The following is a 26,816-nucleotide window of genomic DNA, read 5'->3' on the forward strand; positions in this document are numbered from 1 at the left end:
CACATAGGGCTAGGTGCAGGGCTTAGAACGTCTGCCCCAGGTTCAAGTACACCGCCTGCTCACCGTCATCGTTGAAGCCGTAGCTGAAATTCAATGGCCCCAACGGGGTGTCGAAACCCAGGAAGACACTGGCGGCGTTGATGTAGCCACTGTCGAACTCGTTGTCGTTGTTCCACGCCCGGCCGCGCTCCAGCGAGCCGCCGATGTACAGCGGAAAGTCCAACGGCAGGTAGGCCCGAGGCGTGAGCCGGCGGTAATACACGGCGCGCATCAGGCTCATGTTCTGGCCGGATATCCCATCTTCGCGAAAACCTGACAACTGCCGCGCGCCGCCGAGCACGAAACTGGAGGTCACGACTTCGGCCGTGTCCAGCGTTCGACCGTAGCGCCCGCCCAGGATGAAGGTGTCCGGGCCGCTGCTCAGGGCCTTGTCCAGCTTGAATTCCCACTGGCGATAGCGTTGATCGGACCCCAGGCCAGGTTCGTATTGGCGCCATGACAGGCCGATGTCTTCACCTTCATGGGGGAAGTAGACGCTGTCGAGGGAGTCGAACGAATACTTGAGCTCGTAGAAGCCTTCGTTGAAGTTTTCGCTGGGCTGGTCGTGATCGCCAATACGCACGTCCGCCTTGCCCCACGCCTGGCCAACCCCGAAGCGGATCTCTCCGCTGTTGCCGATCTGGCGACCCAGGTTCAGACCGAAGCCATAGCGCTCGACCCGATATTGGGCCACCGGATCGTTATCGAGGATCGACTCGACGTTACGTGATTCGAACTCCCCGTAAGGCGCGATGAAGTAGCGTGAGCCGACGTCCAGCGGCTGATAGAACTCGCTGTACAGCTCCTGTTTGTCGCCGATCTGCGCCCGGGTCAGCCATTCGGCGCCCAGGCGATTGATCCCGTTGACCCGGTAACTGGCGCCGAGGTTGAACGCGCTGTCACCGCGCATGTCGTCCGACAGGCTCAATCCCACGCGCAAGTAATCAGTGCCGGTGCGTCTGCCTCGGGCATTGATCACCAGCGTGTTGTCCGCGCCTTTGTGCACGACGCGGTATTGCACCTGCTCGAAGTAATCCAGGCCGTACAGCGTGCCCATGTCGGTCTGCAGGCGGCCCAAGTCCAGCGGTTCGCCGATCTGTTGGCGAATGTAATAGCGGATCACGTCATCGCCGACTTTAGAATCGTTTTCCACCCGGATCGCGGTGATGATCGGAGTGCGCTCGCTGGGTGTACGCGCCGCCATCAGCACGGCGTCGGTCGGCTCGGCGGGCCGCAAGTGCGCCAGGCGCGCTTCGAGTATCCGTGTGGCGCGGTAACCGGCGTCGACAATTTCCTGCGCCCGACCGAAGTCGGTGGAACCGAAGCTTGCCAGGGCCGGTTGGATCAACACGTCTTCTTTTCCCAACGTGGCCAACTGCTCTTCGGAGTTGCGTCGTGTCATGAGTGTCGTCGACTGGTTCAGCACATCCAGCACTGTGACCAGTTGCTTGCGGGTGCGCAGCGGTGTGCCGATGTCGACTACGATGGCCACGTCCACGCCCATTTCCCGAGCCACGTCCAGGGGGATGTTGTCGGCCATGCCGCCGTCCACCAGCAGGCGACCGTCCAGTTCCACCGGGGCGAATACGGCGGGGATCGACATGCTGGCGCGGATGACCTTGGGGAGATGGCCTTTGCGAAACACGACTTTTTCGCCGGTGGCGATGTCGGTTGCCACGGCGCGGAAGGGGATCGGCAGTTTGTCGAAATCCCGGGTGTCACTGGCGTGGGCCAGCAGGCTTTCCAGGAGCAGGGCAAGATTCTGTCCCTGGATCACTCCCAGCGGCAGGCCGAGGCTGCCGTCGTCGCGAAAGCTCAGTTTCTGTTTTACCAGGAAATCCCGGTCGTCCTGCTTGCGCCGAAAGGGCACGTCCTTGCGCGGCGGGGCATCGGACAGGGCTTGCTGCCAATCGATGTCCAGGGCGAGCTTCTCCAGTTCATCGATCTTGTAGCCCGAGGCATAGAGCCCGCCGATGACTGCGCCCATGCTGGTGCCGGCAATGGCATCGATCTTGATGCCTTGTTCTTCCAGGGCCTTGAGTACGCCGATGTGGGCCAGGCCACGGGCCGCGCCACCGGACAGTACCAGGCCGATCTTCGGGCGCGGTGTCTCAACGGCGGGCTCGTTGGCATGGCCGAGCAAGGGCAATAGCAAAAGAAGCAGGCAAGGCAGCAGGCGGCGCATGGTCGATCTCGGAGCGGGCGATCAAAGGCGAGTAGTATAACGACGCCTTTGGAACCAGGAGTTCAGCCGCAATGAGCGCACACAAACCGGAAATCATCATCACTTACTGCACCCAGTGCCAATGGCTGTTGCGAGCCGCCTGGCTGGCCCAGGAACTGCTCAGCACATTCGGCGACGACCTCGGCAAGGTGTCCCTGGTGCCGGGCACCGGTGGGGTTTTTCATATTGGCTGCGATGGCACGCAGATCTGGGAGCGCAAGGCCGACGGCGGATTCCCCGAAGCCAAGGTGCTCAAGCAGCGGGTCCGTGACCAGATCGACCCGGCGCGCGACCTGGGGCACAACGACAGAATTCAATGAACGGGATCAGTGGGACGGTGCCTGGGCGCCGGCGCTGGATTGCTTCGTGCCGTCCAGTTGGCTCGACACCACGATCGCAACGATGATCAGCACGCCACCGAGCAACATGCGCAGCGTCGGGTTTTCATCGAACAGCAGCCAGGCGATGGTGATGCCGTAGACCGGCTCCATGGCGAACACCACGGCGGCGGTGCGGGCTTTGATCACCGCCAGGCTGGCGACGAACAGGCTGTGGGCCAGGCCGGTGCAGAACACGCCCAGCAGGCCGATCCACAACCAGTCGAGGGGGCGAACGTCGCTCAGTTGCGGCGCAGCCATCGGCAACAGGCAGAGGCCGACCACGACGTTCTGGCACAGCGCGACCTGTACCGGTGGTACACGGGCGGAGCCGGCGCGATTGGTCAGCGACAACAGTGAGAACAACAGCCCCGAGGCCACCGCCCAGAGCAGGCCGGTGGTGGCGCCGCTGGCCAGGTCGAAGGTTGGCGTGACGAGTACCAGGCCGATGCTCACCAGGACCACCAGGAGGATTTCGTTGGCGCGGATTCGTTCGCGGAAAACCAACCCTTCGAGCAGTACGGTGAAGGCCGGGAAACTGGCGAATCCCAGCGTGGCGATCGCGACGCCGGCGACTTTCACTGAAATGAAGAAACTCACCCAGTGCCCGGTCAGCAAGAGGCCGCCCAGCAGCAACCGGCGCAGGTCCCGGCCCTGGAGTTTTTGCCAGCGGGTAGGGCTGGCGAATCGGGCAAACGCCGCCAGGGCCAGCACGGCGAATACCGCGCGGCCAAACACGATCACGGCGGGCGAGGCAGCGGCGAGTTTGCCGAAGACGCCGGTCAGGCCGAACATGAGTGCGCCGATGTGCAGGGCGCCGAGGGCGGTACGGGGTGTCATTGCAATCCTTGTTCAACGGTTGGACGTTTGGCTATTAAGCCCGTCGCCAGCCGTTTTTGTCTGTCGCGATCCTAGCGATTTTTAGCGCGAGACTAGCGTGGCCGCCGAAGCTTGCCCGGCGAGACGCCGAATTCGCGCAACACGGCCGCGGCAAAGGCGCTCTGCGAACTGTAGCCAACCCGTTGGGCGATTTCGCCGATCGGCAGGTGCGAGTCACGCAGCAACGCCACGGCCTTGTGCAATCGGCGGCTGCGGATGTACTCCATCGGCGTCTGCCCGCATTCGGCGACGAAACGGGCATGCAGGCGCGCACTGGAAAGCCCGGCGACCTGCGCCAGGTCCGCGACTTGCAGCGGGTAGGCGGCATATTGATCGATATGGGCGTTGAGTGCGGCATAGGGCAGGCGTCGGCCACCGGTGGTTTCCTGGCGCCCGCCGTTGAGGCTGGCGAGCAACAATACCGCGCCTTGCTGGGCGATCACCGGGTCGTGCACCGGGCTGCCGGCCAGCCAACTGACCAACTGGCTTTGCCCTGCATCCAGGAGCAGGCGAGTATTGCTGTCGAGCAAGCGACGGCTCGCGTCGGCATGATCGCCCAGGCATTGCCCGACCCACTCATCGTCCGGCACGTCCAGCACCAGGCAGCGGCTGCCCTGTGGGCTGCCGCACGCATGATGGGCGCCCGCCGGCACGACCACGAAACTCTGCTGCACCACCTGGCTGCCACGCCCTTCGACTTCGAAGTCCAGCGCGCCGGACAAGCCAAACACCAGTTGCGCGTGGTCGTGGCTGTGGTCAATCAGGTCGTGGCTGTAGTGGCGTAGCGTGAGGATCGGTCTCATCGCAGTCTCCCGTGGCTGGCGGTCAGTCTACACCGAGGGCGCGGCGCCTCGCGCTGTCATGCAATCGACTTATTGTTGTCATGGGGCATTAACCGCTGGGGTGCACTGTGGTGAAAACGATCAGAGGGTTGCCCAATGACCAGCGCCGAGCTCGCCAGACCCAGCCGCAAGCAGCGTGTTCGCACCCTGTGGATTTCCGATGTGCACCTGGGCACCCGGGATTGCCAGGCCGAGCACCTGTCGCACTTTCTCAAGGGCTACCACGCCGACAAGATCTACCTGGTGGGCGATATCATCGACGGCTGGAAGCTGCGTGGCGGCATGTATTGGCCCCAGGCCCACACCAACGTCATTCGCCGCTTGCTGACCATGAGCAAGCGTGGCACCGAGGTGATCTATGTCACCGGCAACCATGACGAATTCCTGCGGCGTTATTCGAAGCTGATCCTCGGTAATATCCAACTGGTGGACGAAGCGGTGCATGTGACCGCCGACGGCCGGCATCTGCTGGTGATTCATGGCGATCAGTTCGATGTGATCACCCGTTATCACCGTTGGCTGGCGTTCCTCGGGGATTCGGCCTACGAATTCACGCTGACGCTGAACCGCTGGCTCAATCACTGGCGGGCCCGTTATGGCTATGGCTATTGGTCGCTGTCGGCGTACCTCAAGCACAAGGTCAAGACCGCCGTCAGTTTCATCAGCGACTTTGAAGAAGCCATCGCCCATGAATGTGTGAAGCGAGAACTGCATGGCGTGGTGTGCGGGCACATCCACCATGCCGAGATCCGTCAGGTCGGCGAAGTGGAATACCTCAACTGCGGCGACTGGGTCGAATCCTGCACCGCGCTGATCGAGCATTGGGACGGAACGATCGAGTTGTATCGTCTGGCGGACGCCCAGGCGCGGGAGGCGCAATTGAAAACACTCAAAGTCGCCGAACCTGCGTAGGAGCTGCCGAGTGCAACGAGGCTGCGATCTTTTGATCTTTCGCTTGAGACTCAAGCGTCAGGGAAAAGATCGCAGCCTCGTTGCACTCGGCAGCTCCTACGGCAGCTCCTACGGCAGCTCCGCAGCTTCTACAGGGCCGGCTGCTCCGCCATCGCCGCCTTGTAGATCGATTGCTTCGGCGCGGCAAAGACCCTTTCCAGCATCGGCTCGAAGAAACTCAGCGGCAGCGTGTCGTACTCGGGATCGAACGCCGCGGCATCGTATTTTGCGCAGAAATCAATGGTCGCCTGGTACTGCGGATGTTCGGAAAACTGCTCGCGCAGGTGCCGATCCATGCCCAGGTGATGGAAAAAATAATAACCCTGGAAAATCCCGTGTTTCTCCACCATCCACAGGTTTTCGGCGCTGACGAACGGCTTGAGGATCGCCGCGGCGATGTCCGGGTGGTTGTAGCTGCCCAGTGTGTCACCGATGTCGTGGAGCAGGGCGCAGACCACGTACTCCTCGTCCCGCCCGTCGCGGCAGGCGCGGGTGGCGGTTTGCAGGGAGTGGGTCAGGCGATCCACCGGGAACCCGCCAAAATCGCCGTCGAGCAATTTCAGATGGGCGAGAACCCGCCCCGGCAACTGCCGCGCGTAGGCGCTGAAGTCCTCCGCAATGATCGCCCAGTCTTCCCGGGTCCCGTCCTGCATGTGAGTGAAACGTGCGTGAGCGTCCACCGGCAATCCTCCTAGAACGCCACCTTGCCCAGCAGCATGTCGCGGTACATGACGAAGTCACCGAGCAGGCTGTAGAACGGATGTTGGAAAGTGGCAGGACGGTTTTTCTCGAAGAAAAAGTGCCCGACCCAGGCGAAACCATAGCCGGCCACTGGCAAGGCGACCCACAGCCACCAGGCGCCGATGACCAGGGCCAGGGCGAGAACCAGGATGACCAGCGAGGTGCCGATGAAATGCAAGCGTCGGCAGGTGCTGTTGCGATGTTCGCTGAGGTAATACGGGTAGAACTCGGCGAAGGTGTTGAATCGTTTGGTGTTTTCCAAGATTGCAGGCTCTTTGGTTTTGTTGTGAACCGATGTTTCAGCGGCATCGGATCTGAGTTTAGAGCGGTCATTCGCAACAGCCAGTGACAATCAGCGCCACTCTAGTGTCCTGTCTTACAAATACTGTTCCTTTTGGACGGGGTCTGTTGCCGCCATGCTGCGTTGCCGCTCCTCGCCATAGCGGGCTATGACTTGTCGCGGCGCCTTGCCTGACGACAACAGCCACTCGTCAAAAAGGAACGTATTCATAAGACAGGACACTGATATCCTTCGCAAATCCAGCCGTACCCTGCGGCTCGTCATGCAAGTAAACGTCATGAGCGAACGAACCACTTCTTCAAGCTGGGCGATGGGGATTGTCAAGGCGTTGGAAATGGACGGCCTGGACTGTCGGGCGCTGTTCAAGCAATTGGGGCTGGATTTCGAGGCGCTGGACGATCCCGACGCGCGTTTCCCCCAAGACTCGATGACGCGGCTCTGGCAATTGGCGGTGGAGTTGTCGGGCAACCCGGCCATCGGCCTGAACCTGGGCAAGGTGGTGCGCCCGGCATCGTTCCATGTGGTCGGCTACGCGTTGATGTCCAGTCGGACGCTGGCCGAAGGGTTCCAGCGGCTAGTGCGTTATCAGCGGATCATTGCCGAAAGTGCAGACCTGAGCTTCCGTCGCTTGGAAGAAGGCTACGGGTTGATCCTGACGGTCCATGGCGATCATCTGCCTCCGACCCGGCAAAGCGCCGAAGCGTCGCTGGCCTGCGCGCTGGCCCTGTGCAACTGGCTGACCGGACGGCCCTTGCATCCGGTGAAGGTTCTGTTCCAGGGCGCCGAACCTGTTGACGTTGCACCTTATCAACGCGCCTTTGGCGCGCCGTTGGTGTTCGATGCTTCCTGCGACGCGCTGATTTTCCAGCGTGGCGACATGGAGGCGCCGTTGCCCACCGCCAACGAGGCCATGGCGCTGCTCCATGACCGGTTTGCGGGGGAATACCTGGCGCGGTTCTCCGGCAGTCGCGTGACTCACCAGGCGCGCCAAGTGCTGTGTCGGCTGCTGCCCCAGGGCGAGCCCAAGCGTGACGTGGTGGCGCAGACGCTGCACCTGTCGCAACGCACCTTGCAGCGGCGGTTGCAGGAAGAGGGCACCAGCTTCCAGAGTCTGCTGGACGACACCCGGCGCGAGCTGGCCGAGCAATACCTGGCGCAGCCGGGCATGACCTTGCTGGAAATCGCTTATCTGTTGGGGTTTGCCGACCCGAGCAACTTTTTTCGGGCCTTCCGCCGTTGGTTTGGTACCACGCCCGGCGAATACCGGGCACGGGGCGTGGCCAAGCCGGTCAGTGACGCCAGAACGCCGGAATACACAGCACGAACACCGTAATGATCTCCAATCGGCCCAGCAGCATGCCAGCCGAGAGAATCCACTTGGCCGCGTCCGGCAGCGGGGCAAAGTTGCCGGCCGGGCCGATGGTCTCGCCGAGCCCCGGGCCGACGCCAGAGACCGTGCTCGCCGCGCCGGTCAACGCCGTCATCCACTCCACGCCCAACAGGGACAGCAGCAAGGCGATCACACAGATGGTGATGGCGAAGAAGAACGAAAAGGTCAGGATCGACCGCACGATTTCTTCGTCGAGGCGATGGCCGTTGTACTTCTGCTTGATCACCGCACGCGGGTGAATCAGTTGATTAAGGTTGGCCCGGAGCAGGATATAGGCAACCTGGAAACGGAAAATCTTGATCCCGCCGGCGGTCGAGCCCGAGCAGCCGCCGACGAATCCCAGGTAGAAGAACAGCATCAGCGAGAAATTGCCCCACAGGCTGTAGTCCCCCAGGGCGAAACCGGTGGTGGTGACAATGGATGTCACGTTCAGCGCCACGTGTCGCAGCGCGTCGAGCCAATGCAGGTCGGTGGTCGCCCAATACCAGGTGCCAAGCACCAGCCAGGTAATCAGCAGCACGCCGATCAGCCCCTGGACTTGCTGGTCCTTGATCAGCGCCCGGCGATTGCCTCGCAGCATCGAAACGTACAAGGCGAACGGCAGGCTGCCGAGGATCATGATGACGATCGCGACCCAGTGCACCGCTGGCTGGGTCCATTTGGCCAGGGACAGGTCCGAGGTGGAGAAACCACCGGTGGAAATCGCCGACATCGAATGGTTGATCGCATCGAACAGGCTCATCCCGGCCCACCAGAGCGCCAGGGTGCCGAGGATGGTGATGCCCACGTAGGACGCCACGATCAGTCGCGCCACCATGTGCGAGCGCGGCATGACTTTTTCCGAGCGGTCGGACGATTCCGTCTGGAACAGCCGCATGCCACCGATGCGCAACAGCGGCAGGATCGCCACGGCCATGCCGATAAAGCCGATACCGCCGAGCCAGTGAAGCAACGAGCGCCACATCAGGATGCCCGGCGACATCGTGTCCAGGCCGCTCAATACCGTCGCTCCGGTGGCGGTAATCCCCGACATGCTTTCGAAGAATGAATCCGTGTAACTGATGTGTTGGGTCAGCAAAAAGGGCAGCGCGGCGAAGACACACACCACCAGCCAACTGCTGACGGTCAGCAGGTACATGTCCCGGGGGCGCAGGTGCACGTGTTCCGGGCGTCCGGGAAGGATCAGGGCCAGGCCGGCGACAAACGTGATCATGCTCGACCAGAGGAACGAGGGCAGGTCGCTGGTGCGTTCGAAGACCAGCAGCGTCGCCATCGGCACGACCATGAAGATCGCCAGGGTGATCAGGAAGATGCCGATGATGAAACCAATGATCCGCAGGGTCGGCAACGCCATGAAGTCCGCTCGGGCTGAAGAGGAAAGGGCGCCATTCTACCTGCGACAGGTGGCATGTAAACCGGCGTCCGGTGTCGCTTGTAACTGAATTTGAACTAACGAACTGGCGGTACAAGCCCTAGAATAGCCGAACATTTTTTCCAGGAGGTGGCCGATGCAGGCTCTCGACGCTTTGCTCAACCGTGTTTCCGTCCCGCGCCTGGTGGACCCGGCGCCCACGCCGGAGCAGCGCGAAGTGATGTTCGCCGCCGCGATGCGTGCGCCCGACCATGGTCAGTTGCGGCCATGGCGTTTCCTGACAGTCGAAGGGCAGGCGCGCCATCGCATGGGTGAACTGCTGGCCGAAGCGGCACGCTTCAACGACCCGCTGGTGGCCGAAGCCGTGGTGGAAAAGGCGCTTAACGGCCCGTTGCGCGCGCCTCTGGTCGTGGTGGTGATCGCCCGCCTGCAGGACCATTTCAAGATTCCGAAATCCGAGCAGCTGCTGGCGGCCGGCTGCGCGGCCCATGGCATCCTCCTGGCGGCTTATGCCCAGGGAATCGGCGGGGTCTGGCGCACGGGTGAACTGGCTTACTCGCCGCATGTGGCCAGGGGGCTGGGACTTGAAGAAGGCGAAGAGGTGATTGGCTTCCTCTACCTGGGTACCCCGCAGAAAGAGGCGCGCACGGCGCCGCAGGAAGATATCGGGCTGTTTGTCCGGGAGTGGACAGGCCTGTAGGCGCTGCGTAGAAGCTGCGTAGGAGCTGCGTAGGAGCTGCCGAGTGCAACGAGGCTGCGATCTTTCCTCTGCTCATTGAGTCGTGAGCGAAAGATCAAGATCAAGATCAAGATCAAGATCAAAAGATCGCAGGCTTCGCCAGCTCCTACAACGTGTGCTCCGATTACTTGCAAACATCCGCAATCGCCACCGCCAGCGCATCCAGGCGCGTGGCATCGATACCCGCCACGTTGGCCCGGCCGGTGCCGACCATGTAGACGCTGTGGCGCTCGCGCAGGTGCCGGACCTGTTCCGGGGCAAGGCCGGTGTAGGAGAACATTCCCCGCTGCACGCCGATATGGGCAAAGCGCTCACGCAACCCGTGGGGTTCGAGCGCTTCCAGCAGCCCGCTGCGCAGTTGCGCGATGCGCAGGCGCATGGCTTCCACTTCGTCGGCCCATAAACCCTTGAGTTCCGGATTGCCGAGGATTGTCGCCACCACCGCCGCGCCATGATCCGGCGGCGTCGACCACAGGTTGCGGGCGATGTTGGCCAATTGACTGCGAATGTCCGTCAGTTTTTCGGCATCGCGGGCGCAGACGATCAGCGCACCGGTTCGGTCGCGGTACAGGCCGAAGTTCTTCGAACAGGAGCTGGTGACCAGCACTTCGGGCAACGCTTCGGCAAACAACCGCACGGCCCAGGCGTCCTGCTCCAGCCCATCGCCAAAGCCTTGGTAGGCTAAATCGATCAATGGCAGCAGGTCGCGGCTGCGCACCACGTCCAGCACTTGGCGCCATTGGTCGTGGGACAGGTCGAAGCCGGTCGGGTTGTGGCAGCAGGCATGCAGCAACACCACGTCACCCTTCGGCACCTGGCCCAAGGTTGCCAGCATGGCCTCGAAATCCAGGCGGTTATCAGCGCCTACATAAGGGTAATGGCTGGCCTTGACGCCGGCCGTGGCGAAGATGGTTTCGTGGATCGGCCAGGTCGGGTTGCTCAACCAGACGCCACGGCCCGGCAGGCATTGGGCAATGAAGTCGGCACTCAAGCGAAGGGCGCCGGTGCCGCCCGGGGTCTGGGTGGCGCCGGCGCGTTTGTCGGCGATCAGCGGTGAGTCCGCCCCCAGGACCAGTGCGTTGATCAACTGGCCGAACGCGGCGTCGCCATGACCACCGATGTAGGTCTTGGTGACCTGGCGATCCACCAGTCGCTGCTCGGCCTGTTTCACCGACTGCAGAATGGGCGTCAGGCCCTGGGCATCCTTATAGACGCCTACGCCCAGGTCGAACTTGCCAGGGTTGCTGTCCGCCCCGTAGGCCTCCATCAGGCCGAGGATCGGGTCGCCGGGCACCCGGCCGATGGCATCGAAATGCATTACTTGCGGCCCTCGGCGGTCTTGGCCACTTCGTCGGTGCGAGCGGCCATGATGAAGTCGTTGCGGTGCAGGCCCTTGATGGAGTGGCTCCACCAGGTGACGGTGACTTTGCCCCACTCGGTGAGCAGGCCTGGGTGGTGCCCCTCGGCCTCGGAGATCTCACCGACCGCATTGGTGAACGCCAGGGCGTGCTTGAAATTCTTGAACAGGAAAACTTTTTCCAGCTGCATGACGCCGTCGCGAACTTCGATGTTCCAGTCCGGGATCTGCTTGATCAGTACCGGCAGTTCTTCGTCGCTGACTTGCGGTGCATCGGCGCGGCAGGCTTCGCAGTGGGCTTGGTTCAGAGTGTTCATGGTGTGTTCCCGGATCGAATATTTGAAAAACGTCGATGCACCCACGCTAAAGCAAAGCCGTGTCGTGCAACAGACTCAATTGAGATCAAAAATGGCGGTTCACGCCGCTTTCGGTGGAAATTTTGGCGCGTGCAGGCCCAGTTCCCGGCCGCGCTTGACCATCCCCATGATGTCTTCGTGGGCCAGGTCGAACAGGCGCTTGAGTTCAGGCAACACGAAATACACCGGCTGCAGGATGTCGATGCGATACGGCGTGCGCATGGCTTCCAGCGGGTCGAAGGCCTGGTGCTCCGGCTCGTCCGACAGGCAGTACACGGTTTCCTTGGGCGACGAAAGAATGCCGCCGCCGTAGATGCGCCGGCCTTGCGAGGTTTCGACCAGGCCGAATTCGATGGTCATCCAATACAGGCGAGCGAGATAGACACGCTCTTCCTTGGATGCCTGTAGGCCGAGTTTGCCGTAGGTGTGGGTAAATTCAGCGAACCAGGGGTTGGTCAGCAGCGGGCAATGGCCAAAGATCTCATGGAAAATGTCCGGCTCTTGCAGGTAATCCAGTTCTTCACGGGTGCGAATAAACGTCGCGACCGGAAACTGCTTGCTGGCGAGCAACTCGAAGAACGTCTGGAAGGGGATCAGCGCCGGCACCCGGGCAACCTGCCAGCCCGTAGTTTCGCCGAGGACTTTGTTGATTTCCCCCAGCTGCGGAATGCGGTCGTGGGGCAGGCCCAGCTTGTCGATGCCGTCCAGGTATTCCTGGCACGCACGGCCCTCGAGGACTTTGAGCTGGCGGGTGATCAGCGTGTTCCACACCGCATGTTCTTCAGCGGTGTAGTGGATAAAACCCTGCGCATCGGGCTCGCGGGCCACGTACTGCGTCTGCTTCATGCTGCTCTCCTGCTGATTTCCCTCAGGGGGATGACTTGTTTGTTGTTATGTCCAGCGATGCATTAGAGATAACCCGAAGCAGAGGTGTTCGCAGCAGGCCCTTCCGAGGACCGGCGGTGCGCCAGGGCTCATATCGTAAAGTTTTCGTTACGTTTCGCGAGGTGTCACGCCGTCTCAGGCATTTTCGCTTGGGAAACTTCCTACAACTGTCACATAATCTTGACGATTATTTCCGTCGCCATGCAAAAAAAACCTCATGGCGAGCAACCGGTCCGCACCGTGTAGGAGCTGCCGAAGGCTGCGATCTTTTGATCTTGATCTTTTCGCTTGAGATTTAACTGTCTGCGAAAAGATCGCAGCCTCGCTTCGTTCGGCAGCGCCTACGGGCGGAAGCAACCTCGCTACGAATTTCCAACAAACATCGGGCCTCTTATGCGCATCAAAGTCCATTGCCAGAACCGCATCGGCATCCTGCGGGACATCCTCAACCTGCTGGTGGAATACGGCATCAACGTCGCCCGGGGTGAAGTGGGGGGCGAGCATGGCAACGCGATCTACCTGCATTGCCCGAACCTGATCAACATCCAGTTCCAGGCGTTGCGTCCGAAATTCGAAGGCATTGCCGGGGTGTTTGGCGTCAAGCGCGTAGGCCTTATGCCCAGCGAGCGTCGGCACATGGAGCTCAACGCCTTGCTCGGCGCCCTGGAGTTCCCGGTGTTGTCGATCGACATGGGCGGCTCCATCGTCGCGGCCAACCGGGCGGCGGCGCAGTTGCTCGGGGTGCGGGTGGACGAGGTGCCGGGAATCCCGTTGTCCCGCTACGCCGAGGATTTCGACCTGCCGGAGCTGGTGCGCGCCAACCAGTCGCGGATCAATGGGCTGCGGGTCAAGGTCAAGGGCGATGTGTTCCTGGCCGACATCGCGCCGCTGCAATCGGAGCATGACGACAGCGAGGCCATGGCCGGCGCGGTGTTGACCCTGCACCGCGCTGATCGGGTCGGCGAACGCATCTACAACGTGCGCAAGCAGGAACTGCGCGGCTTCGACAGTATCTTCCAGAGTTCAAAAGTGATGGCCGCGGTAGTCCGGGAGGCCCGGCGCATGGCGCCGCTGGACGCGCCACTGTTGATCGAAGGCGAAACCGGCACGGGCAAGGAACTGCTGGCCCGCGCCTGTCACCTGGCGAGTCCGCGCGGGCAGTCGCCGCTGATGGCGCTTAACTGCGCCGGGTTGCCGGAGTCGATGGCCGAGACCGAACTGTTCGGCTACGGCCCTGGCGCCTTCGAAGGGGCTCGGGCCGAAGGCAAGCTCGGGCTGCTGGAACTGACGGCGGGGGGTACGCTGTTTCTCGACGGGGTCGGGGAAATGAGCCCTCGTCTGCAGGTGAAATTGCTGCGCTTCCTGCAGGACGGATGCTTCCGCCGCGTAGGCAGCGATGAAGAGGTGTACCTGGATGTCAGGGTGATCTGCGCGACCCAGGTCGATTTGTCCGAACTCTGCGCCCGAGGCGAATTCCGCCAGGACTTGTATCACCGTTTGAACGTACTTTCCCTACATATCCCCCCGCTGCGCGAATGCCTCGACGGGCTGGCCCCGCTGGTCGAGCATTTTCTCGACCAGGCCAGTCGCCAGATCGGCTGCCCACTGCCCAAGCTGGCCCCGGCGGCGATGGATCGTCTCAGCCATTACCATTGGCCGGGCAATGTCCGGCAGTTGGAAAACGTGCTGTTCCAGGCGGTTTCCCTGTGCGATGGCGGGAAGGTGAAAGCCGAGCACATCCGCCTGCCGGACTACGGGGTGCGTCAGCCCCTTGGCGATTTTTCCCTTGAGGGCGGGCTGGACGAGATCGTTGGGCGTTTCGAGAAAGCGGTGCTGGAGCGTTTGTATTCCGAACACCCGAGCAGCCGGCAACTGGGCAAGCGGCTGGGGGTTTCCCATACGACCATTGCCAATAAGTTGCGCGAGTACGAAGTCGGCAAAACCGAGTCATAGCTATTTATCTGTTGTTTTTTTGCTGGCCTCATCGTCGGATCGCCGGCGATCCGACGATGGCGGCAGCGGTCATTACTCAAGGACAAGCATTGCCACCCACCGGCATGACACCGCCGGTTTTTCGTCTTCGATACGTTTCCATAATCCCTTCCGATCCCCTCAAGTCCTTTGTTTACCGGGTCGGTCAGCGCCAGAAAAAAGTTGGTCTGCAATTTGCTTAAGGCTGTGCAACACAGCAGTGGGCGGCAAACGTCCGGCATGCAGAGGAACGACAGTGGACAAGTACCTTTATGTGGCAATGACCGGCGCCAGCCAGAACGCACTGGCGCAGCGGGCCCATGCCAACAACCTGGCGAACATCTCCACCAATGGTTTTCAGAAAGACCTGGAGCAGGCACGTTCGATGCCGGTGTTCGGCGACAGCTTTCCGGCGCGGGCGTTTGCCATGTCCGAGCGGCCTGCCACTGACTTCACCCCGGGAGCGCTGGTGCAAACCGGTCGCGACCTGGACGTGGCGGTCAGCGGGCCGGGCTGGATGGCGGTGCAAAACCCCGATGGCGGTGAAAGCTACGTGCGCACTGGCAGCCTCAATGTTGACGCCCTGGGCGTGCTGCGGGCCGGCAACGGCATGCCGGTGATGGGCAATGGCGGGCCGATCGCCGTGCCACCGGAGCAGAAAATCGAAATCGGCCAGGACGGCACCATCAGCATCCGCGCCATGGGCGAAGGGCCGCGTGTGATGGCTGAAGTGGACCGCATCAAGCTGGTCAACCCGGACCTGAAGAACATGACCAAGGGCCTGGACGGTTCGATCCGTACCAAGGACGGCCAGCCGGCGCCCATCGATGCCAACGTGCAGCTGGTGTCGGGGTTCCAGGAGGCGAGCAACGTCAACGCCGTGGATGAAATGACTTCGGTGCTGGCCCTGGCCAAGCAATTCGAGCTCCACGTCAAGATGATGAACACCGCCAAAGAAGGCGATGAAGCCATGGCTCGGGTCTTGCAGATCTAATCATTAATTACAGCGCTGCGCCGAAAAACAGGCGTACGAGGAGAATCGAATGCTTCCGGCTCTATGGGTTGCCAAAACAGGCCTGTCCGCCCAGGACACCAACCTGACCACCATTTCCAACAACCTGGCGAACGTTTCGACCACGGGTTTCAAACGTGATCGCGCCGAGTTCCAGGACCTGCTGTACCAGGTAAAACGCCAGCCAGGCGCCCAATCGACCCAGGACAGCGAATTGCCGTCGGGCCTGCAAGTGGGTACTGGTGTGCGCATCGTTGGCACGCAGAAGAACTTCAACGCCGGCAGCCTGCAAACCACCGAGCAGCCGCTGGACATGGCCATCGACGGTCGCGGTTTCTTCCAGATCCTGCAGCCGGACGGCACCACGTCCTACACCCGTGACGGTACCTTCCACCTCGACTCCAATGGCCAGATCGTCAACGCCAGTGGTTTCGCCCTGGAACCGGCCATCATCATTCCGAACGATGCCCAGACCTTTACCGTGGGCCGCGACGGCACCGTGTCCATCACCATTGCGGGCAACCCGGCCTCACAGGTGATCGGCAACCTGCAAACCGCCGACTTCATCAACCCGGCCGGCCTGCAAGCGGTGGGCAACAACCTGTTCCTGGAAACCGCCGCCAGTGGCGCGCCGCAAATCGGCACGCCTGGCCTGAACGGTTTCGGCACCACGCTGCAGAACACCCTGGAAACCTCCAACGTGAGCACGGTCGAGGAGATGGTCAACATGATCACCACCCAGCGCGCCTACGAGATGAACTCCAAGGTGATCTCCACCGCCGACCAGATGCTCTCGTTCGTCACGCAGAACCTGTAATCGCGTCGCAACATTCGTCATCACGTAGACAGGGCGGCCCCAGGGTCGCCTGCAACACCAAGAGGTAGGGTCATGAATCGCTTCGTATCTGTTCTGGCATTGAGTGGGATCACCGCACTGGCGGGTTGTGTCGCGCCAACGCCAAGGCCCAATGACCCGTACTACGCTCCGGTGTTGCCGCGCACACCGTTGCCGGCGGCCGCCAACAACGGTTCGATCTACCAGGCCGGTTTCGAGCAGAACCTGTACAGCGACCGCAAGGCTTTCCGGGTCGGTGACATCATCACCATCACCCTGAACGAGCGGACCCAGGCCAGCAAGAACGCCAACTCGCAAATGGACAAGACCAGCCAGACCAGCGTCGGCCTGACGTCGCTGTTCGGTTCGGGCTTGACCACCAACAACCCGATCGGCAGCAACGACCTGAGCCTCAACGCCGGCTACGGTGCCGACCGCGCCACCAAGGGCGACAGCAAGTCGGGCCAGAGCAACAGCCTGACCGGTTCGATCACCGTGACCGTCGCCGATGTGCTGCCCAACGGCATCATTGTTGTGCGGGGCGAGAAGTGGCTGACGCTCAACACCGGTGACGAACTGGTGCGCATCGCCGGCATGGTCCGGGCCGATGACATCGCCACCGATAACACCGTTTCGTCCACTCGCGTGGCCGATGCGCGCATCACCTATTCGGGCACTGGTGCCTTTGCCGATGCGAGTCAGCCAGGTTGGTTCGACCGTTTCTTCCTCAGCCCGAAGTTCCCTTTCTAGGTGGTCAAGTTGAATCTTAAGCAGCTGTTGATCGGAGCCCTGGTGATGTCGGCAGCCTTCACCGCTCAAGCCGAGCGCCTGAAGGACATCGCCAGTATTTCCGGCGTGCGTTCCAACCAGTTGATCGGCTACGGCCTGGTCGTGGGCCTCAACGGTACCGGTGACCAGACCACCCAGACCCCGTTCACCCTGCAGACCTTCAACAACATGTTGTCGCAGTTCGGCATCAAGGTGCCGGCAGGTTCCGGCAACGTGCAGTTGAAAAACGTCGCGGCGGTGTCGGTCAGTGCCGATCTGCCGGCGTTCGCCAAGCCCGGCCAGCAAGTGGACATCACCGTGTCGTCCATCGGTAACTCCAAGAGCCTGCGTGGCGGCACCTTGTTGCTGACCCCGCTCAAGGGTATCGACGGCAACGTCTACGCCATCGCCCAGGGCAACCTGGTGGTGGGCGGTTTCGACGCCGAGGGCCGCGACGGTTCGAAGATCACCGTCAACGTTCCGTCGGCCGGTCGCATCCCTGGCGGTGCATCGGTTGAGCGTGCCGTGCCAAGCGGTTTCAACCAGGGCAACAGCCTGACCTTGAACCTCAACCGTTCCGACTTCACCACGGCCAAGCGCATCGTCGACAAGATCAACGACATGCTCGGCCCAGGCGTGGCCCAGGCCATCGACGGCGGCTCGATTCGCGTCACCGCGCCACTGGATCCGAGTCAGCGGGTCGACTACCTGTCGATCCTGGAAAACCTCGAAGTCGATCCAGGCCAGGCGGTGGCGAAAGTCATCATCAACTCGCGCACCGGCACCATCGTGATCGGCCAGAACGTCAAGGTTTCGCCGGCCGCCGTGACCCACGGCAGCCTGACCGTGACCATCACCGAAGACCCGATCGTCAGCCAGCCGGGCCCGTTGTCCAACGGCCAGACCGCCGTGGTCCCGCGTTCGCGGGTCAATGCCGAGCAGGAAGCCAAGCCGATGTTCAAGTTCGGCCCGGGCACCACCCTGGATGAGATCGTCCGGGCGGTGAACCAGGTCGGCGCGGCACCGGGCGACCTGATGGCGATTCTTGAAGCCTTGAAGCAGGCCGGCGCGTTGCAAGCCGACCTGATCGTGATTTAAGGAACGCGGCCATGGTGGATATGCGCAAAGGCGCCTTGGTCAGCGGGGATTCGGGTTCCTACTCGGACTTGAATCGCCTCAACCAGCTCAAGGTTGGCGACAAGAACAGCGACGGCAACCTGCGCAAGGTGGCGCAGGAATTCGAGTCGCTGTTCCTCGGCGAAATGCTCAAGTCCATGCGTTCGGCCACCGAGGCCCTGGGCAAGGACAATCCGATGAACACGCCGGAAGCCAAGCAGTACCAGGAGATGTACGACCAGCAGTTGGCCGTTTCCATGTCCCGCGAGGGCGGCGGTATCGGCCTGGCGGATGTGCTGCTGCGCCAGATGTCCAAGAACAAACCCTTGGCGCCCGGCGAAGCGGCCACGCTGTCGGCGGCCAAGCAGCAGGAAGCGCTGGACAAGGCCACCAAGGCTGCGGTGCCCACGCCTGTTGCGGCCGGAACGCTGCCCGACGGGCCTTTGTCGCGCAGCAACGGCCAGCGTCCGCTCTGGGCCTCGCGCGCCGTGAGCACGCCGCACGGGGCGGGCGAGGGCGAGCACCGCAACGACATGGAATTGCTCAACCAGCGCCGCCTGGCCTTGCCGCCAAAATTGGCGGATCGCTTGCTCGCCGGCTTGGTGCCTTCGGCGTCGACTCATCTCGACGCCCCGGCGCAGAACCTCTTGCCAGACCGCGCTGTCGCTGCCGTGAAGCCGGCCACCGGCGAACTGGCCAACGGCGATTGGCTGGCCGCGCTCAAGGCTGCCGAGCCGAAAGGCGACATGCAGGTCTATGGCCGCGCCGTGGCCCAGCCGCCCCTGGCGCCGGCCCGCAAGGCCTTCCGCGATGCCGACGAATTCGTCAACGCCATGCTGCCAATGGCCAAGGAAGCCGCCGACCGTATCGGCCTCGACCCACGCTACCTGGTGGCCCAGGCTGCCCTGGAAACCGGTTGGGGCAAATCGGTCATGCGCCAGCCCGATGGCAGTAGCAGCCACAACCTGTTCGGCATCAAGGCCAGCAAGAACTGGACGGGCGATTCGGCGCGGGCGATCACCAGCGAATTCCGCAATGGCGAGATGGTCAAGGAGACGGCCGAGTTCCGTTCCTACGCCTCGTACCGCGACAGCTTCCACGACTTGGTCAACCTGCTGCAAAGCAACAATCGCTATCAAGCTGTGCTCAAGTCTGCCGATAACCCGGAACAGTTTGTACGCGAGTTGCAGAAGGCCGGTTACGCCACCGACCCGAACTACGCCAGCAAGATTTCGAACATAGCCCGGCAGATGACGAGTTACCAGAACTACGCGTCGGCCGGTGCCACCACGACTTTATAAGGTCTGAACCATGAGTTTGCTCAATATCGGGATGTCGGGTCTGTCCGCAAGCCAGACCGCACTGGTGACCACGGGTAACAACATCGCCAACGTCGATACCGCTGGGTATTCACGTCAGCAGACCGTGCAGACCACCAAGGCGTCGAACCAGTACGGCAACGTGTTCATCGGCTCCGGCACGACCCTGGCGGATGTGCGCCGGGTCTATAACTCGTACCTTGAAGCACAACTGAAGACCACCACTTCGCTCAACAGCGATGCGGCGGCCTACCAAGGTCAGATCACCCCGCTCGATTCCCTGCTGTCGGACAGCGGCACCGGCCTCAACGGCGCGCTGACCAAATTCTTCGCCTCGGTGCAGAACGTCAACGCCAAGCCGGGCGACGACGCGTCCCGCCAGTTGCTGCTCAGCGATGCCCAGGCCTTGAGCAACCGTTTCAACTCGGTTGCCAGCCAATTGACGGAGCAGAGCCAGAACATCAACGGCAACCTGTCGAACATGGTCGAGCAGATCAACAATCTGGCCACCACCGTCGCCCAGTTGAACAAGAAAATCGCCGAGGTCTCCAACGCCGGCGGCGCGCCGAACGACCTGCTCGACGCCCGCAGCGAGACCATTCGCCAACTGTCGACCTTCACCGGCACTCAGGTGGTCGAGAACGGCAGCAGCCTGGACATCTACCTGGGGTCCGGCCAGCCACTGGTGATGGGCAACATCACCAACAAACTGGAAGCGGTGCCGGACAAGAACGATCCCGGCCGCATTGGCATCCAGCTCAACAGCGGCTCCAGTGTCATGGACATCACCCAGGTCATGACCGGCGGTGAGATCGGCGGCCTGATGCGCTACCGCACCACCGTGCTCGACCCGGCCATGAACGAGCTGGGCCGCGTGGCACTGGTTGTCGCCGACCAGATGAACAGCATCCAGGCCTCGGGTATCGACAAGAACGGTGCGTTTGGTTCCAACCTGTTCAGCAGCATCAACAGCGCCGCCCAGATGAGCCAGCGCAGCGTCGCCTCGCTGGGCAACAGCGCCGGGTCCGGCAACTTCAACGTGTCCATCGAAGACACCGGCAAGCTGACCACCAACGACTACAAGATCACCTTCACCAGCGCCACCGACTACACCGTGCAGCGCCTGCCGGATAACACGTCTATGGGGGCGTTCAACACCGCCACCACGCCGGCACCGGTGGTCGATGGCTTCTCGCTGACCTTCGCCAGCGGCACTGCCGCCGCCGGCGATTCGTTCAAGATCACCCCGACCCGCAACGCGGCGGGCAGCATCAAGACCGAGATGACCGACTCCAAGCGGCTGGCGATTGCCGCCCCGCTGGGCGCCGCCATCACGCCGGGCGGCAGCGGCACGCTGACCATTCCGGCCAGCGGCCAGCCGACCATGACGACGAAGCTGGACATCTACGATGAAGCCACCACCAGCATCATCCAGAACGGCATCAAGAATTCGATGCCGGTCAAGGTGGTGTTCGGCGCGACGTCGGCCGGTGGCACCAGCCAGGCTTACCAGTTGCTCGATGCCAAGGGTGGCCTGATCAGCAGCGGCACGATCAAGCCTGGCCAGAGCAACACCTTGAGCCTGAGCGTTCCGCTCAAGGATTCCACCGGCGCCCCGATCATGGACTCGTCCGTACCGCCGGTGCAGCGCACTGTCACGTTCGACATGTCCATCGCCGGCGCACCATCCGACGGTGCCGGCATCGATATAAGCCTCAGCCAGCCCGGCAGCCTGGACAACCGTAACGGTACCGCGCTCGCCGGCTTGCAGACCGCCAAGACCGTGGACACCAACTCGGCCAGCAAAGGCATTTCCCTGAACGATGCCTACGGCAAGCTGGTGGAAGGCGTCGGCGCCAAGGCCGCCCAGGGCAAGCTCGACAGCGCCGCCACCGGTGCGATCCTGGACAACGCCAAGAACGCCCGCGACTCGCTGTCGGGCGTGGACCTGGATGAAGAAACCGGCAATCTGGTCAAGTTCCAGCAGTACTACACCGCGTCTTCGCAGATCATCAAGGCTGCGCAGGAAATCTTCAGCACATTGATCAACAGTCTTTAAGGAGCCGTAGCCCATGCGCATTTCTACTTCTCAGTTCTACGAAAGCACGGCTGCGAACTACCAGAAAAACTTCGCCAATGTGGTCAAGACCAGCGAAGAAGCCAGCAGCCTGGTGCGTGTGAACACCGCCGCCGATGATCCGGTGGGGGCTTCGCGTCTGCTGCAACTGGGCAACCAGGCCTCGATGCTGTCCCAGTACGAAGCCAACACCAACACGATCAAGGCCACCCTGGGCGCCACCGAATCAGTGATGACCAGCATTGGCAACGTGCTGCAGCGCGCCAAGGAACTGGCTGTCGGTGCCGGCAACGCTGGTTACACCGACGCCGACCGCCAGGCCAACGCTTCGGAGCTGGCACAGATCGAAGAACAATTGCTGAGCCTGATGAACAGCAAGGACGAAAACGGCAAGTACATCTTCGCCGGTTCCAAGGGCGACACCATCCCTTTTACCCGCAACACCGATGGCAGCTACAGCTACAACGGTGACCAGGTGACGCTCGACCTGCCGATCGGCGACACGATGTCGATGGCCACCAACAGCACCGGCTGGGAAGTGTTCCAGCAAGCCGTCAACACCAGTCGCAGCCAGGTCACCCGCACCGCGCCGCCGGTGGATGACGGGCGCGTGGTCTTGTCCGACGGCCAGGTGTCGTCCAGTGTCAGCTACAACAGCAAATTCCGCAGCGGCGAGCCGTACACCGTTGAGTTCACCAGCGGCACGCAACTGAAAATCACCGACTCGCTCGGCAATGATGTGACCGCCGAAGCCAGCCAGGGCGGCGCGTTCGACCCTAACAGCAAGAGCGGGCAGGCGGTCCAGTTCCGTGGCCTGGAACTGACGCTGAATATCAATCTGCAAACGGGTGATGTCCCTGGCACGGTGTTGCCAGGCCATACCTTCACCCTGGCGGCCAAGCCGGACACCTTTGTTCCGATGCGCAGTCCCGGCAACCCGACCGCGGTGCAGATCACCGGCAGCCAGATCACCGACCCGGTGGCCTACCACGCCAGTTTCCCTACGGGGGCGGCCGTGCTGAAGTTCACCAGCGCCACCGACTTCGATCTTTACGCGGCGCCGCTGACGGCTAACAGCCAACCGGTGTCCAGCGGCACCCTGGCGGGTAACGTCGCCACCGCTTCGGGCGTGAGCTTTACCCTGGACGGTACGCCAGCCGCGGACGATCAGTTCAGCATCGCGGTCAACACCCACGAAACCCAGAACATCCTGGACACCGTGAACCAGTTGAAGACAGCCCTGAGCACGCCTGCCAGCGGCAACCCGATCGCGTTGCAGAAACTGCAGGCTTCGCTCGCGTCCGGTATCGGCAACCTGGCAAGCGGCACCGATCAGTTGTCCAGCGCCCTGAGCTCCGTGGGTGGTCGTGGTGCCGCTCTGGAAACCCAGAGCGACACCAACCAGAGCCTGATCCTGGCCAACAACCAGACCCAATCGTCGATCCGCGATTCCGATGCGGCCGAAGTGATGACCCGCCTGACGTTGCAACAGACCATGCTGCAAGCCTCGCAACTGGCGTTCAGCAAGATCGCCCAGTTGGGTCTGTTCAACAAGATCTGAGCCGGTATCGACCGAGCCGCCAACCGTCTTTTTTTAAGCGGTTCCGGGGCTCCGACCTGAAAAGGCCGGGGCCCGCCGCTCGAGAGTTTTAACCGTGAAGTCACTTCCCCTCGTCAGCATCGTCATTCCTGCCTACAACCCTCGGTTTTTCGACCAGGCACTGCTCAGTGCCCTGGCCCAGACCTACGAAAACGTTGAAATCATCGTTTGCGACGATTCGCCTGGCGATGAAATCCGCGACATAGTCGCGTCTTTCAAAGAGCCGGCCCATCCGGTCCGCTATCTGAAAAACCCTCAACGGCTGGGACTGCAGGGCAACCTGTTGCGTTGTGTCGAAGAGGCGCAGGGCGAGTTCATCAAGGTACTGTGCGATGACGACCGTCTATTCGCACCGTGCATTGCGATGCAGGCCCAGGCGTTGCTGGAACATGCTGATGTCAGCGTGGTATTCGCGCTGCGTCTGTTGTGCGACGCAGGCAACTTCATCTTGCCGCCCCGGGTGGACAACTGCCGCTTCTCGCCCAATGACGCCTTGCTCAAGGGCGATGACATGTTGGCAATTTTTGAGAGCACACTGACCAACTTTGTTGGCAATTTCAGTTCGACCCTTATGCGTCGGGCCGATGTGCTGGAACTGCTGCCCGCCTTGATACAGGACGGTGCCGGTTTTGTCGCGGTGCTCGACTTCGCCTTGTTTGTCTGCCTGATGCGACGCGGCAACCTGATTGCCTTGAATACCGTGTTAAGTATCGAGCGCCTCTACTCGGAGCGCTTGAGCAAGACCCCGGAAATGCTCAAGGCAACAAAAACCGAGTTGGAATGGCTGGCGCAGATGCTCGTCACACGCAACGGCGAAGCGGCGCCGGCCTCGGGTTGGGTGCGCTGCATTGACCTGGACAAGATCACCGATGAGCCGCATGCCTGGCAGGAACTCTGCGTAACCCGTGTATTGGGCAACCGCAATACCGTCGTGAATGGTCGAGTGGGGGCGCAAAGTGAGAGTTATGCGGACTTTTATCGCGAATGGCTGGCCGTCCGCCGGTTCAGTGAGGTGGAGCGACGCGTCATGCCCGCGCGCATCGATAGTTGGCCGTTTCGGCCGAACATCGTGCCTTTGGTCATCGACGCTCTCGGCGATTCGACGTCGCTTGCAGTGACGTTACGTAGCATCAAGGACCAGTTGTACCCAGCCCAGGCCGTAGTGGTGCTTTCCGATGCTCATCGCGAAGTGGAAGAACGAGTGCTGCAGCTGCCTTATCACGCCGATTGGCCGAGTCAGTTCAATGCCATCGTTCCGCAGCTGGAAGGCGCGCACTGGTTCTACGTGCTGCGCGCGGGCGACGTGCTGCGCGATTCGGCGTTGCTGATCCTGGCCGAGCGCGTTGCCGGAAGGCCGGGCATCCTTTGCGTCTACAGTGATGAAGGCGCGTTGGTGGATGGGGAGTCCTTCGAGCCGGTGTTCAAACCGGATTTCAACCTGGACTTGATGCGCGCCTACCCTTATGTCGGTCGGACCCTGGCTTTCGAGCGTGAACGATTCATGGCCCTTGGTGGCTTTGAACCGAATCACGGTGAGCTGGCCCCTCACGATCTGCTGTGGCGCCTGGTGGAAGAGGCCGGTCCCCAGACCATCGAACACATCGCGGAAATCCAGGTCGAGTCGGTCCAGAGTTTCGCCCAATGGTTATCGCTGCCCGAGGTTATCGAGGGCAATGCCCGGTTGGTGGGCGCGCACCTGGACCGTATCGGCATCGATCATGGCATTTCCCCGGACACGTTGCCGTTGATCAACCGCATCGACTACCGACACGGCAAGCGCCCCCTGGTATCGATCATCCTGCGCACCGGTGATTCGCTCGCAGCCTTGCAGCGTTGTGCCGAGAGCCTGATCGAGCGCACGGCCTATCCTCATTATGAAATCCTGATCGTGGACAGCGGTGTTCGAGACCCAGCCATGCTCGATTGGTTGGAGAACATGTCGCAGTTGGGCGCGAGCATGTTGCGAGTGTTGCGATACGCCGGCGAGGGCAGTGATGCCGCGGTTCATAACTTTGCTGCTGGCCAGGCCCGGGGGGACTACCTGCTTCTGCTCAGTTCGAATCTGGTTGTTTGCGAAAGTGACTGGCTGGACGAGATGCTCAATCAAGCCCAGCGCCCAGAAGTCGCCGTGGTCGGCGCCCGGATACTGAATCCCCAGGGCGCGATTGCAGGTGGAGGGCAGATTCTTGGGCTGGCCGGGCCCGTGGGCACGCCGTTCTACGGCGAAGCGGCGGCTTCGCGCGGCTACATGCAACGGTTGCATACGACCCAGAACTGGAGTTCGGTCAGCGGCGACTGTCTGATGGTGCGCAAGCAGGTTTTCGATGAACTCGGCTGCCTGGACGATGCGTCCTTTACTCTTGGTCTCAGCGATGTCGACCTGTGCCTGCGCGCAGGTAAAAGCGGCTACCTTGTGGTCTGGACGCCTTACGCCACGGTCATGAAGGTCGCCCCACAACTGACCGCTGCCCAATCTGAAGAACCCCCGTTGGTGGAGCGCGAGCGCGAAGTCTTTTATCGCAAATGGCTGCCGCAGGTTGCCCGGGATCCGGCCTACAATCCTGCGCTGAGTCTGGGGGCGTCCAGTTTCAGCCTGGAACCGTCGCTGCGCAATAACTGGAACCCGTTCTGCACCCGGGCCCTGCCATTGATACTTGGCTTGCCAGTCAACGCCACTGCAGTCGGTCATTATCGTGTCACGGCGCCGTTGGCCGAATTGGAGGCCGCCGGACGAGTCATCGCCCGGGTCGCTTACGAGTCGCCTTCCACCGTCGAGATCGAGCGCCTGTCGCCGGATACGATCGTATTGCAGGGGCGCTACAGCGAAGGGGCCGCCGGCGATATTCTTCGCATGAAGAAATACTCCGGTGCCTTGCGGATCTTCGAACTCGACGATTACGTCGTCCAGGCACCGAAGAAAAACACGCACGCGCGCAACAAGCCGGCCAATATCGAGCAGATGCTGCGTGAAGGCATCGGGTTGTGTGATCGCGTGGTGGTGACCACGCCTTCGCTCGCTGACGCCTTGTCCAGCATGCACAATGAAATCCGTATCGTGCCTAATATGTTGACGCCCGAGCCCTGGGCGAAGCTGACCAGCCGGCGCGGCACGTCCTCCAAGCCTCGCGTGGGCTGGGGGGGCGGGACCAGTCACAGTGGTGATCTGGAAATCATCGCGGACGTGGTGCGTGAGCTGGCAAATGAAGTGGAGTGGGTGTTCTTCGGTATGTGCCCCGATGCACTGCGTCCGTATATCCACGAGTTTCACAGTTCGGTCGGCCTGGGCACCTACCCATTCAAACTGGCCAGCTTGAACCTCGACCTGGCCCTGGCCCCGCTGGAATTCCACATCTTCAACGACTGCAAGAGCAACCTGCGCCTGCTGGAGTACGGTGCGTGTGGCTATCCCGTAATCTGCACCGACACCAAGGCCTACGACGGTTTCCTGCCCTGCACCAAAGTGCGCAGCAACAGCACCGAGGAATGGATCGCGGCCATCCGCATGCACCTGGCCGACCCGGACGCCAGCTACCGCATGGGCGACGAACTGCGCGAAGCGGTGTTGCGGGACTACATGCTCAGCGGCAAGAACCTGCAGCATTGGTTGTGGGGGTGGTTGCCGGATTGATCGTTGCCCTATGCAGCGTTCACCGTCGCGGTGGGGG

General features: G+C 61.9%; 22 protein-coding genes. 13 read left to right on the forward strand and 9 right to left on the reverse strand.

What is annotated here, in order from left to right; genetic code table 11:
* Positions 1–22: 22 nt before the first annotated feature.
* Positions 23–2,224: a patatin-like phospholipase family protein gene (locus M8Q45_RS04730; RefSeq protein WP_249873767.1), complete on the reverse strand. Its 2,202-nt coding sequence runs from the start codon at positions 2,222–2,224 to the stop codon at positions 23–25.
* Between the two features lie 71 nt (positions 2,225–2,295).
* Between M8Q45_RS04730 and M8Q45_RS04735 the strand changes: the two genes are divergently transcribed.
* Positions 2,296–2,583 (forward strand): Rdx family protein, encoded by a 288-nt coding sequence (locus M8Q45_RS04735; RefSeq protein ID WP_030141128.1) that lies wholly within the window; start codon positions 2,296–2,298, stop codon positions 2,581–2,583.
* Between the two features lie 6 nt (positions 2,584–2,589).
* Here M8Q45_RS04735 and M8Q45_RS04740 read toward each other — a convergent pair whose 3' ends face one another.
* Both M8Q45_RS04740 and M8Q45_RS04745 read right to left on the reverse strand, forming a co-directional pair.
* Positions 2,590–3,480: a DMT family transporter gene (locus tag M8Q45_RS04740; protein ID WP_249873768.1), complete on the reverse strand. Its 891-nt coding sequence runs from the start codon at positions 3,478–3,480 to the stop codon at positions 2,590–2,592.
* A 92-nt stretch (positions 3,481–3,572) separates the two neighbouring features.
* Entirely contained in the window at positions 3,573–4,322 is a 750-nt protein-coding gene (locus tag M8Q45_RS04745; protein ID WP_249873769.1) for a helix-turn-helix transcriptional regulator, read from the reverse strand.
* Positions 4,323–4,457: 135 nt separating this feature from the next.
* Here M8Q45_RS04745 and M8Q45_RS04750 point away from each other — a divergent pair, with 135 nt between their 5' ends.
* Positions 4,458–5,273, forward strand: coding sequence for a UDP-2,3-diacylglucosamine diphosphatase (locus M8Q45_RS04750; protein ID WP_249873770.1), 816 nt, complete (start codon positions 4,458–4,460; stop codon positions 5,271–5,273).
* A 128-nt stretch (positions 5,274–5,401) separates the two neighbouring features.
* On the opposite strand, the gene M8Q45_RS04755 is transcribed toward M8Q45_RS04750, so the two are convergent.
* Positions 5,402–5,992, reverse strand: coding sequence for an HD domain-containing protein (locus tag M8Q45_RS04755; RefSeq protein ID WP_249873771.1), 591 nt, complete (start codon positions 5,990–5,992; stop codon positions 5,402–5,404).
* Between the two features lie 11 nt (positions 5,993–6,003).
* Positions 6,004–6,315, reverse strand: coding sequence for an Mpo1-like protein (locus tag M8Q45_RS04760; protein WP_249873772.1), 312 nt, complete (start codon positions 6,313–6,315; stop codon positions 6,004–6,006).
* Between the two features lie 316 nt (positions 6,316–6,631).
* Between M8Q45_RS04760 and M8Q45_RS04765 the strand changes: the two genes are divergently transcribed.
* Positions 6,632–7,687: an AraC family transcriptional regulator gene (locus tag M8Q45_RS04765; protein WP_249873773.1), complete on the forward strand. Its 1,056-nt coding sequence runs from the start codon at positions 6,632–6,634 to the stop codon at positions 7,685–7,687.
* Here M8Q45_RS04765 and M8Q45_RS04770 read toward each other — a convergent pair.
* Positions 7,644–9,098 (reverse strand): TrkH family potassium uptake protein, encoded by a 1,455-nt coding sequence (locus tag M8Q45_RS04770; RefSeq protein WP_249873774.1) that lies wholly within the window; start codon positions 9,096–9,098, stop codon positions 7,644–7,646. The genes M8Q45_RS04765 and M8Q45_RS04770 overlap by 44 nt on opposite strands.
* Positions 9,099–9,252: 154 nt before the next feature.
* On the opposite strand from M8Q45_RS04770, the gene M8Q45_RS04775 reads away from it, so the two are divergent.
* Complete coding sequence (locus M8Q45_RS04775) at positions 9,253–9,816, forward strand: NAD(P)H nitroreductase (RefSeq protein WP_249873775.1); 564 nt, start codon at positions 9,253–9,255, stop codon at positions 9,814–9,816.
* Positions 9,817–9,979: 163 nt separating this feature from the next.
* Here M8Q45_RS04775 and M8Q45_RS04780 read toward each other — a convergent pair whose 3' ends face one another.
* The 3 genes from M8Q45_RS04780 to phhA all read right to left on the reverse strand — a co-directional run bounded on the left by M8Q45_RS04780 (position 9,980) and on the right by phhA (position 12,414).
* Entirely contained in the window at positions 9,980–11,173 is a 1,194-nt protein-coding gene (locus M8Q45_RS04780; RefSeq protein WP_249873776.1) for an amino acid aminotransferase, read from the reverse strand.
* A complete protein-coding gene (locus tag M8Q45_RS04785) occupies positions 11,173–11,529 on the reverse strand; it encodes a 4a-hydroxytetrahydrobiopterin dehydratase (protein ID WP_030141118.1) in 357 nt (118 codons plus the stop codon). Before M8Q45_RS04785 ends, M8Q45_RS04780 begins: the two co-directional genes overlap by 1 nt.
* Before the next feature lie 99 nt (positions 11,530–11,628).
* Complete coding sequence (gene phhA, locus M8Q45_RS04790) at positions 11,629–12,414, reverse strand: phenylalanine 4-monooxygenase (RefSeq protein ID WP_249873777.1); 786 nt, start codon at positions 12,412–12,414, stop codon at positions 11,629–11,631.
* Positions 12,415–12,846: 432 nt separating this feature from the next.
* Between phhA and M8Q45_RS04795 the strand changes: the two genes are divergently transcribed.
* The 9 genes from M8Q45_RS04795 to M8Q45_RS04835 all read left to right on the forward strand — a co-directional run bounded on the left by M8Q45_RS04795 (position 12,847) and on the right by M8Q45_RS04835 (position 26,779).
* The gene (locus tag M8Q45_RS04795; RefSeq protein ID WP_249873778.1) at positions 12,847–14,406 is read left to right on the forward strand and encodes a sigma-54-dependent transcriptional regulator; all 1,560 of its coding nucleotides are present in this window, start codon (positions 12,847–12,849) and stop codon (positions 14,404–14,406) included.
* Between the two features lie 274 nt (positions 14,407–14,680).
* On the forward strand, positions 14,681–15,418 hold the full coding sequence (locus tag M8Q45_RS04800) for a flagellar basal body rod protein FlgF (RefSeq protein WP_144928307.1): 738 nt from the start codon (positions 14,681–14,683) through the stop codon (positions 15,416–15,418).
* A 49-nt stretch (positions 15,419–15,467) separates the two neighbouring features.
* Complete coding sequence (gene flgG, locus M8Q45_RS04805) at positions 15,468–16,253, forward strand: flagellar basal-body rod protein FlgG (protein WP_249873779.1); 786 nt, start codon at positions 15,468–15,470, stop codon at positions 16,251–16,253.
* Positions 16,254–16,325: 72 nt separating this feature from the next.
* Positions 16,326–17,021: a flagellar basal body L-ring protein FlgH gene (flgH, locus tag M8Q45_RS04810; RefSeq protein WP_030141114.1), complete on the forward strand. Its 696-nt coding sequence runs from the start codon at positions 16,326–16,328 to the stop codon at positions 17,019–17,021.
* A gap of 45 nt (positions 17,022–17,066) precedes the next feature.
* Positions 17,067–18,137, forward strand: a complete 1,071-nt coding sequence (locus M8Q45_RS04815) for a flagellar basal body P-ring protein FlgI (RefSeq protein WP_162488974.1) — start codon at positions 17,067–17,069, stop codon at positions 18,135–18,137.
* Positions 18,138–18,151: 14 nt separating this feature from the next.
* Positions 18,152–19,456 (forward strand): flagellar assembly peptidoglycan hydrolase FlgJ, encoded by a 1,305-nt coding sequence (flgJ, locus tag M8Q45_RS04820; protein WP_249877265.1) that lies wholly within the window; start codon positions 18,152–18,154, stop codon positions 19,454–19,456.
* A 10-nt stretch (positions 19,457–19,466) separates the two neighbouring features.
* Positions 19,467–21,533 carry a flagellar hook-associated protein FlgK gene (gene flgK / locus M8Q45_RS04825; RefSeq protein ID WP_249873780.1) on the forward strand — a complete coding sequence of 689 codons (2,067 nt, stop codon included), beginning with the start codon at positions 19,467–19,469 and terminating at the stop codon, positions 21,531–21,533.
* Between the two features lie 13 nt (positions 21,534–21,546).
* Positions 21,547–23,112 carry a flagellar hook-associated protein 3 gene (locus tag M8Q45_RS04830; RefSeq protein WP_249873781.1) on the forward strand — a complete coding sequence of 522 codons (1,566 nt, stop codon included), beginning with the start codon at positions 21,547–21,549 and terminating at the stop codon, positions 23,110–23,112.
* Between the two features lie 94 nt (positions 23,113–23,206).
* Complete coding sequence (locus tag M8Q45_RS04835) at positions 23,207–26,779, forward strand: glycosyltransferase (protein WP_249873782.1); 3,573 nt, start codon at positions 23,207–23,209, stop codon at positions 26,777–26,779.
* Positions 26,780–26,816 lie beyond the last annotated feature (37 nt).

Origin of the sequence: Pseudomonas sp. T1.Ur (assembly GCF_023516725.1) — a bacterium.
Classification (GTDB): domain Bacteria; phylum Pseudomonadota; class Gammaproteobacteria; order Pseudomonadales; family Pseudomonadaceae; genus Aquipseudomonas; species Aquipseudomonas alvandae.